General features: G+C 67.7%; 36 protein-coding genes. 31 read left to right on the forward strand and 5 right to left on the reverse strand.

Features of this window, described 5'->3' with window-relative positions; genetic code table 11:
* The first annotated feature begins 71 nt into the window (after positions 1-71).
* The 23 genes from AB0B64_RS19975 (at position 72) to AB0B64_RS20085 (ending at position 8,723) form a co-directional block, all read left to right on the forward strand.
* Positions 72-392 (forward strand): hypothetical protein, encoded by a 321-nt coding sequence (locus tag AB0B64_RS19975; protein ID WP_358178894.1) that lies wholly within the window; start codon positions 72-74, stop codon positions 390-392.
* Positions 389-676, forward strand: coding sequence for a hypothetical protein (locus tag AB0B64_RS19980; RefSeq protein ID WP_358178896.1), 288 nt, complete (start codon positions 389-391; stop codon positions 674-676). Before AB0B64_RS19975 ends, AB0B64_RS19980 begins: the two co-directional genes overlap by 4 nt.
* 62 nt (positions 677-738) lie before the next feature.
* The gene (locus tag AB0B64_RS19985) at positions 739-900 is read left to right on the forward strand and encodes a hypothetical protein (RefSeq protein ID WP_358178898.1); all 162 of its coding nucleotides are present in this window, start codon (positions 739-741) and stop codon (positions 898-900) included.
* Positions 901-974: 74 nt separating this feature from the next.
* The gene (locus tag AB0B64_RS19990; protein ID WP_358178900.1) at positions 975-1,145 is read left to right on the forward strand and encodes a hypothetical protein; all 171 of its coding nucleotides are present in this window, start codon (positions 975-977) and stop codon (positions 1,143-1,145) included.
* 95 nt (positions 1,146-1,240) lie between these two features.
* The gene (locus tag AB0B64_RS19995) at positions 1,241-1,396 is read left to right on the forward strand and encodes a hypothetical protein (protein ID WP_357961920.1); all 156 of its coding nucleotides are present in this window, start codon (positions 1,241-1,243) and stop codon (positions 1,394-1,396) included.
* Positions 1,397-1,458: 62 nt separating this feature from the next.
* A complete protein-coding gene (locus tag AB0B64_RS20000; RefSeq protein WP_358178902.1) occupies positions 1,459-1,779 on the forward strand; it encodes a hypothetical protein in 321 nt (106 codons plus the stop codon).
* A 94-nt stretch (positions 1,780-1,873) separates the two neighbouring features.
* The gene (locus AB0B64_RS20005) at positions 1,874-2,161 is read left to right on the forward strand and encodes a hypothetical protein (protein WP_357961929.1); all 288 of its coding nucleotides are present in this window, start codon (positions 1,874-1,876) and stop codon (positions 2,159-2,161) included.
* A gap of 3 nt (positions 2,162-2,164) precedes the next feature.
* Positions 2,165-2,398, forward strand: coding sequence for a hypothetical protein (locus AB0B64_RS20010; RefSeq protein WP_358178904.1), 234 nt, complete (start codon positions 2,165-2,167; stop codon positions 2,396-2,398).
* Complete coding sequence (locus tag AB0B64_RS20015; protein ID WP_357961933.1) at positions 2,391-2,804, forward strand: DUF4326 domain-containing protein; 414 nt, start codon at positions 2,391-2,393, stop codon at positions 2,802-2,804. The genes AB0B64_RS20010 and AB0B64_RS20015 overlap by 8 nt, the downstream gene beginning before the upstream one ends.
* Positions 2,805-2,850: 46 nt before the next feature.
* Positions 2,851-3,153 carry a hypothetical protein gene (locus AB0B64_RS20020; protein WP_358178906.1) on the forward strand — a complete coding sequence of 101 codons (303 nt, stop codon included), beginning with the start codon at positions 2,851-2,853 and terminating at the stop codon, positions 3,151-3,153.
* Positions 3,150-3,467 (forward strand): hypothetical protein, encoded by a 318-nt coding sequence (locus tag AB0B64_RS20025; protein ID WP_358178908.1) that lies wholly within the window; start codon positions 3,150-3,152, stop codon positions 3,465-3,467. Before AB0B64_RS20020 ends, AB0B64_RS20025 begins: the two co-directional genes overlap by 4 nt.
* Positions 3,460-3,714, forward strand: coding sequence for a hypothetical protein (locus AB0B64_RS20030; protein ID WP_358178909.1), 255 nt, complete (start codon positions 3,460-3,462; stop codon positions 3,712-3,714). Before AB0B64_RS20025 ends, AB0B64_RS20030 begins: the two co-directional genes overlap by 8 nt.
* Positions 3,701-3,964 carry a hypothetical protein gene (locus AB0B64_RS20035; protein WP_358178911.1) on the forward strand — a complete coding sequence of 88 codons (264 nt, stop codon included), beginning with the start codon at positions 3,701-3,703 and terminating at the stop codon, positions 3,962-3,964. Before AB0B64_RS20030 ends, AB0B64_RS20035 begins: the two co-directional genes overlap by 14 nt.
* 111 nt (positions 3,965-4,075) lie before the next feature.
* Positions 4,076-4,474 (forward strand): helix-turn-helix transcriptional regulator, encoded by a 399-nt coding sequence (locus AB0B64_RS20040; protein ID WP_358178913.1) that lies wholly within the window; start codon positions 4,076-4,078, stop codon positions 4,472-4,474.
* Complete coding sequence (locus tag AB0B64_RS20045) at positions 4,471-5,064, forward strand: DUF6011 domain-containing protein (protein WP_358178915.1); 594 nt, start codon at positions 4,471-4,473, stop codon at positions 5,062-5,064. The genes AB0B64_RS20040 and AB0B64_RS20045 overlap by 4 nt, the downstream gene beginning before the upstream one ends.
* Complete coding sequence (locus tag AB0B64_RS20050; protein ID WP_358178917.1) at positions 5,061-5,513, forward strand: hypothetical protein; 453 nt, start codon at positions 5,061-5,063, stop codon at positions 5,511-5,513. Before AB0B64_RS20045 ends, AB0B64_RS20050 begins: the two co-directional genes overlap by 4 nt.
* Entirely contained in the window at positions 5,510-5,707 is a 198-nt protein-coding gene (locus AB0B64_RS20055; protein ID WP_358178919.1) for a hypothetical protein, read from the forward strand. The genes AB0B64_RS20050 and AB0B64_RS20055 overlap by 4 nt, the downstream gene beginning before the upstream one ends.
* Before the next feature lie 103 nt (positions 5,708-5,810).
* Positions 5,811-6,059, forward strand: a complete 249-nt coding sequence (locus AB0B64_RS20060; protein WP_358178921.1) for a hypothetical protein — start codon at positions 5,811-5,813, stop codon at positions 6,057-6,059.
* Between the two features lie 65 nt (positions 6,060-6,124).
* Entirely contained in the window at positions 6,125-6,310 is a 186-nt protein-coding gene (locus AB0B64_RS20065; RefSeq protein ID WP_357961961.1) for a hypothetical protein, read from the forward strand.
* A gap of 107 nt (positions 6,311-6,417) precedes the next feature.
* Entirely contained in the window at positions 6,418-7,251 is an 834-nt protein-coding gene (locus AB0B64_RS20070; protein ID WP_358178923.1) for a hypothetical protein, read from the forward strand.
* Between the two features lie 181 nt (positions 7,252-7,432).
* A complete protein-coding gene (locus tag AB0B64_RS20075; protein ID WP_358178925.1) occupies positions 7,433-7,678 on the forward strand; it encodes a hypothetical protein in 246 nt (81 codons plus the stop codon).
* A 240-nt stretch (positions 7,679-7,918) separates the two neighbouring features.
* The gene (locus tag AB0B64_RS20080) at positions 7,919-8,215 is read left to right on the forward strand and encodes a hypothetical protein (RefSeq protein ID WP_358178926.1); all 297 of its coding nucleotides are present in this window, start codon (positions 7,919-7,921) and stop codon (positions 8,213-8,215) included.
* Positions 8,216-8,483: 268 nt separating this feature from the next.
* Positions 8,484-8,723 carry a hypothetical protein gene (locus tag AB0B64_RS20085; RefSeq protein ID WP_357961972.1) on the forward strand — a complete coding sequence of 80 codons (240 nt, stop codon included), beginning with the start codon at positions 8,484-8,486 and terminating at the stop codon, positions 8,721-8,723.
* Here the strand turns inward: AB0B64_RS20085 and AB0B64_RS20090 are convergent.
* Positions 8,687-9,154, reverse strand: coding sequence for a hypothetical protein (locus tag AB0B64_RS20090; protein ID WP_358178928.1), 468 nt, complete (start codon positions 9,152-9,154; stop codon positions 8,687-8,689). The two genes, AB0B64_RS20085 and AB0B64_RS20090, sit on opposite strands and share 37 nt — an antisense overlap.
* A gap of 45 nt (positions 9,155-9,199) precedes the next feature.
* On the opposite strand from AB0B64_RS20090, the gene AB0B64_RS20095 reads away from it, so the two are divergent.
* From AB0B64_RS20095 to AB0B64_RS20105, 3 genes are read left to right on the forward strand one after another with little or no spacing between them, the layout of a single operon-like run.
* The gene (locus AB0B64_RS20095; protein WP_357961978.1) at positions 9,200-9,484 is read left to right on the forward strand and encodes a hypothetical protein; all 285 of its coding nucleotides are present in this window, start codon (positions 9,200-9,202) and stop codon (positions 9,482-9,484) included.
* Positions 9,471-9,704, forward strand: coding sequence for a hypothetical protein (locus tag AB0B64_RS20100; protein WP_357961981.1), 234 nt, complete (start codon positions 9,471-9,473; stop codon positions 9,702-9,704). The genes AB0B64_RS20095 and AB0B64_RS20100 overlap by 14 nt, the downstream gene beginning before the upstream one ends.
* Positions 9,705-9,706: 2 nt before the next feature.
* Positions 9,707-10,162, forward strand: a complete 456-nt coding sequence (locus AB0B64_RS20105; RefSeq protein ID WP_357961983.1) for a hypothetical protein — start codon at positions 9,707-9,709, stop codon at positions 10,160-10,162.
* 324 nt (positions 10,163-10,486) lie between these two features.
* On the opposite strand, the gene AB0B64_RS20110 is transcribed toward AB0B64_RS20105, so the two are convergent.
* From AB0B64_RS20110 to AB0B64_RS20125, 4 genes are all read right to left on the reverse strand, one after another.
* Entirely contained in the window at positions 10,487-10,663 is a 177-nt protein-coding gene (locus AB0B64_RS20110) for a hypothetical protein (protein WP_358178930.1), read from the reverse strand.
* An 87-nt stretch (positions 10,664-10,750) separates the two neighbouring features.
* A complete protein-coding gene (locus tag AB0B64_RS20115; RefSeq protein ID WP_358178932.1) occupies positions 10,751-11,041 on the reverse strand; it encodes a hypothetical protein in 291 nt (96 codons plus the stop codon).
* A gap of 216 nt (positions 11,042-11,257) precedes the next feature.
* Positions 11,258-11,701: a hypothetical protein gene (locus AB0B64_RS20120; RefSeq protein ID WP_358178934.1), complete on the reverse strand. Its 444-nt coding sequence runs from the start codon at positions 11,699-11,701 to the stop codon at positions 11,258-11,260.
* Positions 11,702-11,779: 78 nt separating this feature from the next.
* The gene (locus tag AB0B64_RS20125; protein ID WP_358178936.1) at positions 11,780-12,823 is read right to left on the reverse strand and encodes a hypothetical protein; all 1,044 of its coding nucleotides are present in this window, start codon (positions 12,821-12,823) and stop codon (positions 11,780-11,782) included.
* A 206-nt stretch (positions 12,824-13,029) separates the two neighbouring features.
* On the opposite strand from AB0B64_RS20125, the gene AB0B64_RS20130 reads away from it, so the two are divergent.
* From AB0B64_RS20130 to AB0B64_RS20150, 5 genes are all read left to right on the forward strand, one after another.
* Positions 13,030-13,368 carry a hypothetical protein gene (locus AB0B64_RS20130; RefSeq protein WP_357961995.1) on the forward strand — a complete coding sequence of 113 codons (339 nt, stop codon included), beginning with the start codon at positions 13,030-13,032 and terminating at the stop codon, positions 13,366-13,368.
* Between the two features lie 476 nt (positions 13,369-13,844).
* The gene (locus AB0B64_RS20135) at positions 13,845-13,988 is read left to right on the forward strand and encodes a hypothetical protein (RefSeq protein ID WP_357961997.1); all 144 of its coding nucleotides are present in this window, start codon (positions 13,845-13,847) and stop codon (positions 13,986-13,988) included.
* Positions 13,989-14,008: 20 nt separating this feature from the next.
* Complete coding sequence (locus AB0B64_RS20140; protein ID WP_357962000.1) at positions 14,009-14,344, forward strand: hypothetical protein; 336 nt, start codon at positions 14,009-14,011, stop codon at positions 14,342-14,344.
* A complete protein-coding gene (locus AB0B64_RS20145; protein ID WP_357962002.1) occupies positions 14,341-14,583 on the forward strand; it encodes a hypothetical protein in 243 nt (80 codons plus the stop codon). Before AB0B64_RS20140 ends, AB0B64_RS20145 begins: the two co-directional genes overlap by 4 nt.
* Positions 14,584-14,760 carry a hypothetical protein gene (locus AB0B64_RS20150; RefSeq protein ID WP_357962005.1) on the forward strand — a complete coding sequence of 59 codons (177 nt, stop codon included), beginning with the start codon at positions 14,584-14,586 and terminating at the stop codon, positions 14,758-14,760.
* Positions 14,761-14,890: the final 130 nt, after the last annotated feature.

The raw sequence follows: 14,890 nt of genomic DNA on the forward strand, positions 1-14,890 counted from the left end.
TAGCAGACGCCCAGGTGCAAGTCCCGGGACGGACGCCAGAGCAAGCCCCCCCTTCGACCGAGGAGCCCGCGATGACCCCGACCGAGATCGCAGCCCAGATGGCCGCCCTGGCTGACCAGCTCCGCCTCGCCCTCATCGACCCGCCCGACGACTGGGATCAGAACTACGCCGCCGTCACCGGCTCCCTGAAGAGCACGGTCGAGTCACTGACCGGCGTCTCCAACCTCGTCGTCGACTTCGCGGACGGCTGCGACACCCCCGAGTGGACGCAGGACGTGCACGAGGCGGCGATGAAGACCGCTGACCAGCTGCTGCAGGCCGGGTGGGCGGCGGACCTGCTGGTCGACGAGACGGCCCACGCCCAGTCCGCGCTGACGGGCGCCGGCGCATGACACCGTTCGACGCCGCCACGCTGGTCATCACGCCTGACCACATCCACGCTCTCGCCAAGCCAGACGGCGACGTTCTCGCCTGGGACCACAACCGCGGCGAGGTGCGGGCCATGACCCGCCAGGAGGCGCTCGCCGCCGAGTTCGTGTCCTTCACCAACCGGGGCTGGCTCAACGACTGGACCCGCGAGCCCGGCTGCTGGAACGACGACCGCACCGACGTGACGCCGGAGTGCGCCAAGCAACTCGCCGGCGTCCAGACCGAGTGGCTCCGCCGCATCACTTGACCTTCTCCGGCCCCGGTGCCGGACCAACCCTCAGTCGCCCGCCGCGAAACGAAAGGGCCGCCATGTACGCGATCACCGTCTTCCAGACCGACGAGACCGGTCGCCGTATCGACATCGCCCACTTCGTGCGGGCTGCTTCCGCGCCGGAGGTGGAGGACGTCGTCACGGCGCTCCACAAGGAGTTCCCTGCGCCCGGCTTCGCGGTCGCGGTCGAGAACTGGTGATCAGCGCACACTCTTCCCGCTGCCCCGGGAGACCGGGGCAGCGTTCAACCCCGCAACGACCAAGGAGGAGCGAGATGAGTCTCATGGGCAACCACGGATACGACGAGACCACCGACCCTGGCGAGATCCAGGCAGCGCAGGACGACGCCGAGTACTTCGCCCGCACCGTTGACGAAGCTCGGTGGCGTGACGAGCGTTCGGAGCGCGAGTACCTCGCTGAAGTCGAGCCGCCGCGCCGCCGCTGAGCGCGCCGAAGTGCTCGGCCTGGACGCCTGACCTTCCCCGGCCCCGGAACCCCTCTGGGGCCACACCCAAACCCGCGACGAGCAAGGAGCCCACCGTGCGGACAACCCTCACTCCCGAAAAGCTCACCGACCTCGCGCCTGCTGATCGCGAGAGGTTCGCAAACGATCTGGAGTTCCTCGTCGACAGGCTCGAAGGGGTGGCCCTCGCTGAGGCTGTCGTGAGGCAGATGCAGCGGTTCGGCCTCGCCTGATCCCCTTTGGCCCGGCTCCTCCTGTCCGGCCATCCCAACCCCCTGAACGGAGAACCCGAACGATGAGCGTCCTAGTCTGCGTCAGCTGTCGCCTGGCTGAGGGCCACCTGGAGACGTGTGAAGGCGGCGGCTACGCCGATCGCGACGAACTCGCCATGGAGCGCAGAGCCGAGCGAACCCACGAACACGACCACTGGCGACTCGATGAGCGCGTGCAGGGCTGCGACTACTGCCTGCTGGACCCGCCGAGCTTCAGCGTCCGCGTCTCCGACACCGGTCGGCGTGAGTTGGCCGAGGCCTGCGAACGGTATCGGCAGCGGGTGACCACCCTGGAGCAGTACGACGCCGAACGGGCCGCGATCATCGCTGCCTACCCCGCCTGATCCCGCTCAGCTCTCTCCTCCCGGCTTGGACGGGCAGCCTCAGACGCAGGAGGGAGCACCAGACCCAAGACCATCGACGACAAGGAGACTTGGGATGGCCAAGCGCCGCCTCACCATGACCGCCGTACAGGACGCGATCCACGAAACCAAGACCGGGCCGTTCGTCGATCGGGTGCTGCCGACCGTCCGGCTCGATGACGGCCGCCAGTTGGTGCGTGTGATCCTCTGCGACTGCTACGACGACCCGCGCTCTACGCCCGCTGGGGAGGCGCTGATCGGCAGTCTGGAGGCGTCCGGCTGGGTCGTCACCCACAGACACGGCCGCGCCTACTCCACGCTGACCGTGTGCGAGCCGGTCTCCGACGCTCCCAAGGAGAGCTGACCCGTGACGACCACGATCGACGATCTTCTCGGCCGCATGTGGAGCGACGAATCCGACACTGTCGCCGAACTCCAGCCGGACGGCTCCTGGACAGTCACCGGCCGGCAGGGACGCTACAACCGCAACCAGGCCATCACCGCCATGGTCCTCGCCGAGTCGTACGCGGCAGGGACGCCGGCCGATGACCCGTTCGTGCAGGGATGGGAAGCCGAGCTGAAGGAGCCCCACCATGGGTGAGACCCCTAAGCCGCAGCGCATCCAGAGGAGACGCACGAAGGGCTGGACCATGCCGGAGGGCGCCGTGTATGTGGGCCGCCCAACCCGCTTCGGTAACCACATCCGCATCACGCGGAGGAAGTTCGACGACGAACGCAACCCGATGTGGCACGTCACCGGCAGCCCGCGCTATCTGGACGGCCCAGCGTTCAACCTGCTCTTCACCGCCAGGGTGGAGGCAACGAAGCAGTTCGAGGCCGACCTCCTACGGTGGCGAGACATCGAGTACCCGTCCATAGAGGAGATTCGCGCCGTACTAGCGGGGCGCGATCTTGCGTGCTGGTGCCCTCTTCCCGAGTGGCCTGAAAGCGACTGGTGTCACGCGCGGGTCTTGCTGGAGATCGCGAACGGAGAGCCCGATGCCTGACATCCCGGAGCCCGCGTTTGAGACTCCCTTTGAGGGAGCCGACACGGTGTCAGCTCCCTCAAAGGACGACGCCATCCCTGAAGAAGCCGTACAAGCCTGCCCGTGCGTCTGCCACTCCGACCACCCCGGCCTGGAGCATGTACGGGCCTGCTGCCCCTCCTGGGATGGACCTCTCGGCGGGCATGTGGGGGAGTCCCAGCCCTACATCGAGGCTCGGGTACGGCGACGGGTGGCCGAGGAGATCGCCGCCGCCCTCCTCGCCGTCAATCCCGTGGAGTGGGCTCTCGCAGGCCAGCATGCAGGACGGGACGCTGCCCGTATCGCCCGCCAGATCGGAGAAGGCCGGTGACCGCCGCCGCGCGCGCCGTGGCGATCCTCGCCCTACAGGGCTGCTCCAGAGTGGTGGACGGGCACCCGTGCGAGGTGTGCCTGTTCAGGGCCGCGAAGGACGTGGCCGCTGTCGAGCGAGGCGGGCACCTGGTCATCGGCTCCGCTGAAGACCTCCAAGCGTGGCGGGAACGCGCCGAGAACGCCGAAGCCGTCGTCGCTCTGACGCGGGAACGCTTGGATACCCTCATCGCGGCCGGATTCGGCGCGGTCACGGACACCCTCCGCGAACTCCGTGCCGCTCTCAACGACACGGGGGACGCCGAGCGTGGCTGACTCGCTCCTTGTGGCCGCGCTCAACGTCGCTGACGCCGACCTGGCCGAGCACCACGACGGCGTGGACGAGTGGTACGTCGGCCACCTCGACGATCACATCTACGCCACCTGCCCGGGGCTGAAGCGCTCCGGGCGGGCATTACAGCGCGGTCAGGGCAGGCTGTACCCGGAGGCCGGCGACGTGTGCGGGACCTGCCTGCGGTGGTGGAGAGCACGGGAGAGGAACAAGATGCATGTCCAGCCCTGACGGAGTACTGGCCGCTATCGACGCTGCTGTACGGGACTACTCCGTGAGCCCGGACGCGATGAGGTGGGCACCAGAAGAGCCGGTCCCGACGCTGCCGCTCGCGGTCAACCTCTCAGTGAACCTTTCCGCCTTCACCGCGGCGATGGCGAGCATCGGGAAGGCGTTCTGCCCGCTCCTCAGCGACACGAAGGGCATGTCGATCGACCGTGGGGAGTACAACCGACGCCGACGCCGGAGGAACCGCCGTTGATGACTACCCTCCCGCCTCCAACCCGGAGGAGCGGGCTATGCGACTGGCGTGGGCGATCATTGTTCCTGTACTGGTTGAGCAACTGGCGTCAGCCCAACTCCAGGAGGAGATGTGACCGGAGTAGCCGCAGCCTTCCACCAGCGAGCAGAAACTGAGCGAGCCCGTCTCGGCATGACCAAACTGGCGCTGGCCGCGGAGCCGGGAGTCAGCCGCGTCACCTACGACCGGCTGGCGACCCAGGAGAAGGCGCCACTGCCCGCCACGATCATCCGCCTGGCCACAGCGCTCGGCCTCGACCGGGACGAGGCGTTGAAGCTCGCCGGCCTGATAGTCGAACCAACCCCCGCCCAGATCGCCGAACGGCGGGTACGGGCCGCCATGGTCGAGGCGCTCCACCACCGCCTCCCCGGCGTAGACCCGGCCGTCCTCGCCGCGGTCGCGTTCCACATGGGAGACATCCTTCAAGGTCTGGCCGGCGAACTGTCGGGGCAGGTCGAGGATTCGTCGTGACCCTCCTGCTCGACCTCAGCGAGCCTGCCACCCGCGACCACGTGGTCCTGTGCAACGCCTGCAAGCACACTTTGAAGACGCCCGAGTCCCGCGCTCTCGGACTCGGCCCGGACTGCGCATCCAAGCTCGGCCTCACCCCGCGCCGGCCGATACGGATCACCGGAGTACCCGCGGGGTGGAACTGCTACGGACAGACCGACCTACTGGAGGAGGCGCACCCGATGGAGATCGTCAGGCCGAACGAGCCCTGGACAGTGGAGCTCTACAACGGCGAAAGATTGATCGACGCCACAACGTTGGCGGAGGAGCTGGGCGAAGTCCTGACGTGGGCGCATGCACGCTGGTACGCCCGTCGGGTAATGCTCGGCTCCGAGATTACGGTCAGGCTCTCGCAAGGTGACCGCACGTGGGATCACGAGGAGGTGGCCGCTGAGTACGACCGCCGTTTCGCATCTGCAATCAACTCTTGGCACATGACCACCCAGGAACAGTTGGACGCCTTCGAGCAGAAATACGGACCAAGGGAGGACACTCGGCCGGACGCGACCGTCCACCGGATCTTCCCTCCGCCGGAAGGAAAGGCGCCGTGAGCACCGATCGCACCGCCGAATTGCAGACGGCGATCGACTCCGCCGACCACGAAGGGTTCACCTCGCTGGAAGAGGCCGCCGCCGATGAGCTGATGCGCTTGTGGGGCGACCTGCACGAGGCGATGTGCGCCGCTCGCAACGGCTGCTGGTCGGTCGGCTGCGAGAACACCGCCCACCGAATCGCTGTCCTCACCCGAGCGCTCGGCAAGGCGACCCCGTGGCAGGAGGTCCAGATAGAGCTGCTGGAGACGGGCATCTACCAGGTGTTCCACGACCTGGCGGGCGTGCCGTACGAGGAGCCGGACATGGACGTGATCGCCCGCATGCGGGCAGAGCGGGAAGCAAGCCTCGCCCAGATCCGCGCCAGGCCGCGCATGACCGTCAATGTCTACCCCCGCATGGAACCGGACCTCAGCATCAACCCCGACTGGTTCAGGCGGCGGCCGTGATCTGGGACCGCACCTACCAGAAGATCAACGGCGACCAACTGGTCACCGACTTCAAGGAGTTCTCCATCAGCTTCGAGCCCGCGCTGAGCGGCCCGTTCATCTGGATGAAGAGCAAGCCTGGCGCGTTCCGGCCGACGTGGGATCTGCGGATCTGGCCGTTCAACATCCACTACCACGGCAAGCGGGCGAGGTGACCACCATGAGCGAAGGAGAGTGGTGGGCGCTGGCGACCGCCCTTTTCAAGGACGAGCAGTAGTCAACCGTCCGATCATGGACACCACGTGCCAATGTGGGATAGTGCACCACCAGAACCGCCCCCCACAGCACACCAAAACCCTCCGCGAAACCGCAGCACAGATCGCGTTCCCCGACTGGCGACCGCACCCCGACGACTGGACCAGCCTCCACACCGGCTTTGACCACGGCGACCCGTACACGGAGGTGGCCGTCTACCGAGACCGCACCCGCGTCCACTACGCCCGTATCAGCGGCGCCGACCTGGAGCCGTTCTGGGAGCGCATTCTCACCGCACACACCACGCTGTGAGACGATTGCTGCCGATCCCACGTCCCGACATGCGCCAGACTCTCATCTGCGATAATGATCGCACGATGCACGATTCTCTCGCCCTCATCACCCGCCATCCCCGCCTGCCCGGTGTAGAGCTACACCACGGGCCGCGCTCGGGCGAGTCCTACCTGATCGCTGTCGGCGTCCGCCTGGACGGCAACCAGCTGATCGATGTGGGAACGTGGCTGATCGAACACGGCCAGACAGCCGACCAGCGAAGACGGTAAACGACAGACGGCCTCCCGCCCGCCAGCGAGAGACCGCCCACAACCCCACCAGACCCCACAGGCTCACAGGTCTTCCCGTACAGCGTACTGATCGGGGAGGCCAAACCGTGTGGATCCACTCAGACCCGAACGCCGACGACGGCCACTGGCGCGACAACGGCCAGCGCGAATGCGCCCGCGGCGACCGATGCTCCGACCCGCGCCTGGTAGCGCAGGGCGCCAAGACGGTCCGTCTCCCAGCTCTCACCTATCAGGCGTTCTGTCACCAGGACCGCAACGCGGTCGCGAAAGCCCTCAACGATCTGCCGATGCTGTTCGTGCGCGTCCACCAAAGGCTCGACAAGACGTTCGCCGCAGCTGGGGGAGGACCGATCGTCGCCATGTCGAAGACCGCGCCCGTACCTCTGTCGCTGCCCGCGGACGAACTGCTGCGGCTCCTGCTCGCCACGCTCGTATCGTGGGAGGAACGAGTCCGTACTGTGGCACGCCTCGCCGCGCTGGACACCGTGACATCCCGGCGCCGGCGTGATGGTGCGATCCTCACGCAGGCGTGGACGATCCTCGCCGCCCACCTCGACGCGCTGCTCGCCCTGCCCGCCGAACCGATGCCCCGCGGCGACAGCATCGAAGACCTGTCCGGAGTCGACGCCGGCCTCGAACTCCTGCATCTGGCCTATCGGTGCCGGGCGTTCCTGACCGACACCAAGCAGGCGGCACGTCACCTGTCCGGCGTGTACTGCGATTGCGGGTTCGCGGAACTGTATGAGGTCCTCGACGATGACGGGCAACCCGATGGAGCCCGATGCCGAACCTGCCGTAGCGAGTACGACCAGGAGGAGTACAGCGAACTGACCAAGGTTCGGGCCGAACCGGTGAAGACGTACCGGAGGGGTGGAGTTCGAGTCGCCGTGCTGGACGACGCAGGCAGCAGGCGGGCGTGATCAGTTGATCCGTGGCCGCCATCCGTCAACGCGCAGGAATGGCGGCCATGAAGTCCGCGTTTCGGCGCGCCGCAGTTGGCGTTTCGGCTGGTGACCTGTTATAAATCGATTGATCGTGGGATCAAAGGCTCTCGGACGCGGACGTGCCGAGGGCCTTTTCGCATGTCTGGGGGTGGCCAGCATGCCGGACCGCCCTGAGCGGATCACGATCGCCGCCGCCGCTATGCGCCTCGGAAAGCCCGAGCCGACCGTCCGCGTGTGGGCTTCCCGCCACCACGCCCGCAAACTGCTCAAACTCGGCAAGACCGCCTGGTATGACTGGCTGGACATCGCTACGATCGCCCGCCAGCTCCACCGCGGCGAGCCTGTGCCGGCCACCCCTGAGGAGCGCGACGAGCTGCGCTCCTCCCTCTCTGCCGCCGCCTAGCACTGCTAGACATTCCAAGTCGCGCGCTCCTGGTGCAAGGAGCGTGCCCGCTCCGCCGTCCTCCCTCCCCCGTGGGAGTCGGCGTGGAGCCCCACCCGGTGTCGGCCTGGTCTGCGGGGCTGAGGGTCCACGGGACGCAGGCCAGGCCGTCACCACCCCCAAGAGCGCGTGCCCAACTCCCCGCGTGGGGGGTCACCAGGGAGCTGGGCGCGCATCAACCTCCAACCCCCTGGAGATCACGTGGACGGCGTGAAGCCGTACCTGGTAGTCGACACCAGAACGAGCAGCGGCAAGGACGAGAGTCACCACCCGTATGAGGCGTTCCTGAAGTGGCTGCGAGCGGAAGGCATCGACCCCGAGAAGGGGAACCGGTGCGAGGTGTACGAAGGCCGCGACGGGAAGCCGCCGTACGCGATCGTTCACCTCTTCGAGGTCGACGCGGACGGACGCAAGATCTTCGACGAGGTCACCGACGAGGCGGTCACCTACGCCGACATCGTGGCCCTGTCCTCGCTGCCGCCCTCGTGGGAGGTCTGATGCCCGCGATGCCTGAGCCCTGCGAGCACTTCGTCTTCCTCGTCATCACATGGGGCGACTCTCCGCCCACCTGGGACGGCAGCGACAACCGGACTCTCTTCGGCCCGTACATCGTCCGTGAGGACGGCTCTCACCTCTCTGAGATCGAGGAGGTGGCACGCGGCTGGAAGCGCGACCACCCGGACCTTCCCGGTATGGCCTTTATCTATTTTCCACCGAGCCGACCCGGTTCGAATAGCTGTTCGACCCGCTAGGTATCCTCGACGGCATGCAGGGCGACCCTCCGTCTGTACGTCTTCCCGGCCATCCTTCCGGAGCAGGCTTCCTGCTGGAGTGGCGCAAGAACGCGGACGGCGCCAGGGAGTACCTCGTCGAGATCGTGGAGATCTCGTCTGGCTACCGTGGCGGCCTTCAGGAGCCGCGCCCGGTCTGGTTCCAAGCGGACGAGGTCGAGCCGATCTCCGGCGAGGACTACACGCGGGTGCCGCGCACACGCACCGACAGCTGAGGGTGGTGGCCGCGTACAGCCAGTTCGGCAAGTGCCGCCTCCACGGCAGAAGACTGCGTCTCGCTAGACAGCGAGCCAAGGATGTCAGCGATCCTGCGGGACTGTTCGATCGCTCCGAGTTCAACGGCCGACGCGGCAAGCTCGCGTACTACCACCCGCCGATCTTCTGCTACGTCTTGGTTGGCCACCTGCTCTGCGAGCTCATCTACCTCTTCCCGCCGTGCGGCAGCGGCTGCGGCCAGATCGATCTGTCCGCCAGGGAACTGCAACGACGTGATGCGGTCGATCAACCTGCTGAACGCCGCGTTGTGCCGCCGCATGATCAGCCACACGGCGAGCACTACCGCGACTGGCCAGGCCAGCCCTGAAACCAGCCCGCTGATCGCTTCGATGAGTTTCGCCCACTCTTCCACCCGCTGATCGTCCTCCAATGCCCGCCTCTATGCGGGCTCTTTCGCATGCCCGGAGGTGGTCGCGTGGCCCTTTCGCCGACCCGCTGGACCTACGAGAGCACGGGCCTGACCTACGCCGAGTGGCTGCGCGACAAGAGCCCGCAGACCCGCCCTCAGGGCTGGACCCACGCCACCCACGATCAGGTACGCGAAGGCCACGACCGCACTGGCCGGCGCTTCAAGGCGACCACCGACCAGCTCGGCAACGACGTGATCCAGCACGGCCGAGACCAGCAGAGCGTGCATATCAAGAGCCCCGAAACCATCTTCGCCACCATCCCGAAGGAGGGCTCTCGTGTCGAGCCTTGATCTTGCCGAGGAGCTAGAGGCTCGCGCCGCCGCGCTGCGAGCGGAAGCCCGCCTCGAAGACGACCTCGAAGCCGCCAAGCAGGAGTACGCCAACAGTCCGACCGAGCAGACAAGGGCGGCCAAGCAAACTGCCGCCGAGGCGCTGCGGGCCGCCCGCGCCGAGCGCCGCTCTGAGGGCGTCGTGGTCGGCGGAGACGCGTTCGTGGATGAGGAGGTTTAGCCGTGTCGATCACTCAGTCTGGCCTGTTCGTGGCCACGGTCGTCGACATCTACGACACCACCCAGCTCGCGGCCAACCTGGATGGCGACACCATCAAGGTCGCCCTGTACCCGTCAACGATCACTCCGGACTTCAATGCGGCGGCGGCGAGCGCCGCCTACGCGGCAGGCGTCTACTCCGGAACCGAACTGTCCGGCACCGGCTACACCGCTGGCGGGGCGACGCTAGGTTCCACCACGTTCACCGGCGCGTCGGGTATCGCCACGTTCGATGCCGCAGACACCTCGTGGACCAGCTCCACCATCACCGGTGCTCGCGGGGTTCTTGTCTACGACAACACCCTGGCGGGCAAGAACGCGTATGCCCTAGTCGACCTAGGTAGCTCGTACAGCACTTCCGCCGGGACGCTGGCAATCACCTGGTCGGCATCGGGGATCTGGCGGATCACTCTCGCCTAGCCTGATCTGCGTAAACGCCGCCTGACTCTGCCGCCGCCGGGCGGTTTTCGCATGTCGGGGGGTCGGCGTGCCTGCGGCGTACCGCTCCCACACCATCGCCGACAGCGGGACCACCCCGTACACGATCGCCAAACCGTCCGGCGTGGTCTCCGGAGACGTGCTGGTCCTGTGCCAGTACGCCGACTTCGGGGCGTTGACCGACATGGTCACCCCCTCAGGCTGGACGCAGATCGGCAGCGTCGACGCCGCCTCCTCCTCCGACCTGCACGGCAAGGTGTGGGTGCGAACGGCGGGCGGATCCGAGCCGTCCACATACAGCTTGTCTCACCACTCGTCCGCGTTCAGTGTCGGCATCCTGGTCGCAGTGTCGGGCGGAAGCGCACCGTCCACAACAGCGAACTCGACCTCCGGCACCGGCACCGCTATCGCCACGCCGGGCATCACCCCGACCGGGTCCACTGACCTGGAGGTCCGGTTCGCGGGCTGCAACGGCGCAGGCACCGTCCGGACGCTTACCGTTGCCGCGGGGTTCACCGAGCCTGCGTCGGCGGATGTCAACCACGGCGGCTACCCGACCGCGACGGTCGGCTATCGGACGCTGGTGAGCGGGAGCGCGACGTCCGCCGCGAACTTCACCGCTTCCGGCACGATCTCAGCAACGGCCCGTATCGGATTCACGCTGACGGTCCCGTCCGATGGCACGTCCGCTACCGCGACCCCGTCTGTGGTGTCGGCAGCCGCGAGTATCCCGTCTGCGACGACCATCGCAGGCTCCACCGCTACACCTGCCGTGGTTGCGGCGGTCGCGTCCGTCCCCGCACCTGCGACGTCCGTCGGCGGCATCGAGTTCGTGGCCGCCTCCCACGCCGAGAGCCTCACCGGCGTCCTGCCTGCGGGGGCGCAACAGGGTGACATCCTGCTCGCCATCGCCCAGGACGCGACAGCCCTGACCGGGCCGGCCGGGTGGGCGCAGATCGGCTCCAACCGGGCGGGCGGCTCCTTCAGCGCCAACGCCTGGACCATCACCGTAGGCGCCTCCAGCCCCGCCCTCAACTGGGCCGGAGGCGGCGGTGGCCCAATTGTGGACATCCTGTGCTACCGGGCCGCCTCCTCGACGCTGGTGACCGCCCAGTCCGCCGCCGCATCTGCGGTCGCGCCGTCCGTCACCACCACGGCCGCCAACTCGTGGCTCATCTGCCTGTACGCCGACGAGGTCGTCCACGACATGACCGCCCCGTCCGGGATGACACTCCGGACACCGCCCTCGACGTTCGCGTACAACGCCGAAGCCGACCAGGTCATCAGCGTCGCCGGCGCGACTGGAACCCGCACGTTCGGCGGCACGAGCGGCCCCATCGGCGCCTGGTCGATCGCGCTCACCCCCGCCACCGGCAGCGCCACCGCCACGCCTGCGGCCGTCACGGGCACTACCTCGGTCCCGTCGCCGACTCCCAGCGCCGGCTCGACAGCCTCACCGGCCGTCGTAGCAGCCACGGCGAGTGTCTCCGCTCCTGCGACCTCGGCCGGTTCCAGGGCCACGCCAGGCGTGGTAGCCGCCACGGCGTCGGTTCCTGGCCCGTCAACCTCGACGGGCAGCACGGCAAGCCCTGCCGTCGTTCAGGCCACCGCCAGCGTCCCTGCTCCTACACCGCACGCGGGCTCTACCGCTTCGACCGCAGTGGTGCAGGCGACCGCGAGCGTGCCCGTTCCGACCGTCACAGCCGTCACAGCGGCCTCCCCGGCAGTCGTCACGGCCACCGCTTCCGTCCCCGCGCCGAATGTCTTCACCGGCTCTACAGCCGCCCCAAGCGTCGTCGGGGCCACAGCCATCATCCCGGCGCCCACCGCCTCCACCGGGGCGACCGCGTCTCCGGCTGTGGTTCCGGCGACCACCACCATCCCCACGCCGGCGACCGCGACGGGTTCAACCGCGAGTCCTCCTGCGGTCACAGCTGTTGCTGCGGTTCCAGCTCCGAGCGTGTCGGCTGGCTCCACAGCATCACCTGCGACGGTCCAGGCCACGGCGTCCGTCCTCGCCCCTACCGTGGCCACGGGACAGGTGGCTACGCCTGCGACCGTTACCGCGACGGCCGCCATCCCGGCGCCAAGCGTGGCCAACGACATGACCGCCACACCGGCGGTCGTCTCCGCAGTCGCGTCGATTCCATCACCGAGCGTCCAATCGGGCAGCTCGACGACCGCGTCCCCCAGCACAGTCCAAGCGTCAGCCTCAATCCCGGCTCCGGCCGTGACGGCTGGATCCACCGCGAGCCCGTCTGTGGTGGCCGCTACGGCTTCCGTAGGAGTCCCGGCGATCTCCGCTGGCTCGACGGCGTCTCCCGGCGTGGTGAGCGCTTCTGCGGCGATCCCGAGCCCAGACAGCAGTACGGGAGCCACAGCCACACCCAGTGTGGTGACGGCGTCGGCTGACATCCCGGCGCCCACCGTCACGGCCGGCGGCAACGCGACAGCGCAGCCCGCGGTCGTCACGACCACGGCCAACATCCCGGCACCATCGGCCGGCGCGAGCTCCACCGCCCTGCCCGCGGTCGTCCTTGCTACAGCCGCGGTACCGACACCGACCACCGCATCCCTGGTCGCTGCCACAGCGGCAGCCGTCCAGGCGTTCGCGTCCGTTCCCGCCGCGCTGATCTCCAGCACGGCACGGCCTCCCGCCGTAGCCGCGGTGGCGTCCATTCCGGCGCCGTCCGTTTCCACCGGCGAGCCTCCGCCGAGCCTCGACCATCTGGGCGGCTCTCTCGTCTCCGCTGCGACTCTCGGCGGATCCCGCCTCGCATCCCAAGGATTGGGCGGTTCGCGCCTGTCCGCGGCCGATCTGGGCGGACAGCAGCTCTGAGGAGGTGGCCATGCCCGACACGATCAACCTCACGCTCACGGAGGACGACGACGGGCAGGCCACCTTCCAGATCACATCCGGCGGAAGCCCGCTCGGGCTCGCCTCCGCCAACGTGTTCGCCGTGGTGAAGACCAGCCAGCATGTCGAGGATGACGCAGCCTCGGGCGTATACACGCTGACTGAGGGCTCAGGCGTGACGATCGTGGATGCTGCAGCGGGCACCATACGCCTCGACTTCCCGGACGCCATCACCGAGTCGCCGTCGATCTGGTTCTACAAGGTGCGCGTCACCGCTTCGAGTGTCACCGAGACAGCCATCACAGGATGGCTGAGCATCTCGGACGCCTGATGGCACGCAAGGCGCTGACCGTATGCTCCCGCCACGGCTGTGCTGAACTCACCTCGGGCGGTCGCTGTGCTGGCTGTAGGAGCGAGGCCGAGCGGGCGCGTGGCAGCGCCTACGAGCGCGGCTACGGCGGACGCTCCTGGGACAGCGCCCGTAACGCGGTGCTCGTCAGGGATCCTCGCTGCGTCTGCCCCGACGCCGAGCACGGCCATGCCGCGCCCTGCGGGGCGCCCAGCAGGGTGGCGGATCATCACCCGCATGAGCGCAAGGACCTGCTCGCCGCTGGCGTGAAGGACCCGGACGCACCGCATCGCATGAGGGGCATGTGCACCGACTGCCACAACCGCAAGACGGGATCCACGAGACCGGGCGGATGGAACGCAATCTGATCACAGCGGGCGAGAATCCGGACCTCAGGTCTTGGCTCAGCCGGGCTCTACACCTACCGACCGTAATCACCGCAGGAAACGGAGATCAACATGGACGTCCTGCTTCTGCTCGCCCTCGTCACTTTTCTCGCCGCCGCTGTCGTGGCCGGGATCCAGAAGTCGTGGGTCCTCGTACTCGTCTGCGCGGGCCTGTTCCTGCTGACGCTCGCCCAGACCGGGCTGATCGACAGCTAACCCCATCCAAGATCCTCCAGTTGCGCGACTTGCCTGAAGAGGTGATCGTTATTTCGGGAGGCAGCTACAGCTATCTGGGCGATCAGGCGCGCTTCTACAACCTGGTCCTCGTTCCCGAAGCCATGACGCGGATGGCCGATCGCCTGGCAGGACTCTCCTACGCAGCCGACGTAGCAGCAGAAACCAAGGCCGTCATCGAACACCTTGAAGCCGCCCGAGAGATGGCCGCCAAGCTGGGCGAGGTGTGGACTGCTGTCGAGTGGTGGGACTCCGGAGACGGGCGCGGAGAGATCGACGTCCACGAAGCCCTCGCCAAGTACCGAGGCGACAACTCCAGCGAGGGATCGCAGTCGTGAAGGTCTCCACCGACTCCCTCATCGCCGCACTCCTACACCCCGCCCTCTTCCTCTCAGGCGACGAGAACGGTGACGTCGGCCTCCACTGCCATGACCACTTCGACGGCGGCCGGCCTCTCGCCCACTACGACCGAGGCGGCAGCACCTCCGTAGATCCTGCCGTCGTCAGCGTGTCCACCCTGCCTGCCCTGTGGGCTGAGGCAGCCACCCACCTGAAGGACCACCATCGGGAGGCGTGAGTGGCCGAGCAGCACACCACCACACCACTCACCACAGACGTGGCCCTCGCCAACGCAGCGCGCATCCTCTACCACGCCGAAGGTGAAACCAACCTCGTCTCGATGGAGCGTCTCGACGACCTGGCCAACACGTGGATCAGCATCGCTGCCCTGCTCCACGAACGGGATCGGGCCTGACTTGCCGTCCCCAGCTCCGATTGTCGTAACTGTCCGCAACGGGACCGGCGACAGGGGTGGGGGATGACCCGCTACAAACATGCTGAAATGAGGACCGCGGGGGTGGTCGCCGTGGGGTGCGCCAGGACAA

This window comes from Nonomuraea sp. NPDC049129 (assembly GCF_040648495.1).
Lineage (GTDB): Bacteria > Actinomycetota > Actinomycetes > Streptosporangiales > Streptosporangiaceae > Nonomuraea.

Bases quoted from the DNA above. Each gene is read 5' to 3' on its own strand.
- AB0B64_RS19975 (WP_358178894.1), top strand. From the start codon at position 72: ATGACCCCGACCGAGATCGCAGCCCAGATGGCCGCCCTGGCTGACCAG.
- AB0B64_RS19980 (WP_358178896.1), top strand. From the start codon at position 389: ATGACACCGTTCGACGCCGCCACGCTGGTCATCACGCCTGACCACATC.
- AB0B64_RS19985 (WP_358178898.1), top strand. From the start codon at position 739: ATGTACGCGATCACCGTCTTCCAGACCGACGAGACCGGTCGCCGTATC.
- AB0B64_RS19990 (WP_358178900.1), top strand. From the start codon at position 975: ATGAGTCTCATGGGCAACCACGGATACGACGAGACCACCGACCCTGGC.
- AB0B64_RS20000 (WP_358178902.1), top strand. From the start codon at position 1,459: ATGAGCGTCCTAGTCTGCGTCAGCTGTCGCCTGGCTGAGGGCCACCTG.
- AB0B64_RS20005 (WP_357961929.1), top strand. From the start codon at position 1,874: ATGGCCAAGCGCCGCCTCACCATGACCGCCGTACAGGACGCGATCCAC.
- AB0B64_RS20015 (WP_357961933.1), top strand. From the start codon at position 2,391: ATGGGTGAGACCCCTAAGCCGCAGCGCATCCAGAGGAGACGCACGAAG.
- AB0B64_RS20035 (WP_358178911.1), top strand. From the start codon at position 3,701: ATGTCCAGCCCTGACGGAGTACTGGCCGCTATCGACGCTGCTGTACGG.
- AB0B64_RS20065 (WP_357961961.1), top strand. From the start codon at position 6,125: ATGCACGATTCTCTCGCCCTCATCACCCGCCATCCCCGCCTGCCCGGT.
- AB0B64_RS20075 (WP_358178925.1), top strand. From the start codon at position 7,433: ATGCCGGACCGCCCTGAGCGGATCACGATCGCCGCCGCCGCTATGCGC.
- AB0B64_RS20085 (WP_357961972.1), top strand. From the start codon at position 8,484: ATGCAGGGCGACCCTCCGTCTGTACGTCTTCCCGGCCATCCTTCCGGA.
- AB0B64_RS20130 (WP_357961995.1), top strand. From the start codon at position 13,030: ATGCCCGACACGATCAACCTCACGCTCACGGAGGACGACGACGGGCAG.
- AB0B64_RS20135 (WP_357961997.1), top strand. From the start codon at position 13,845: ATGGACGTCCTGCTTCTGCTCGCCCTCGTCACTTTTCTCGCCGCCGCT.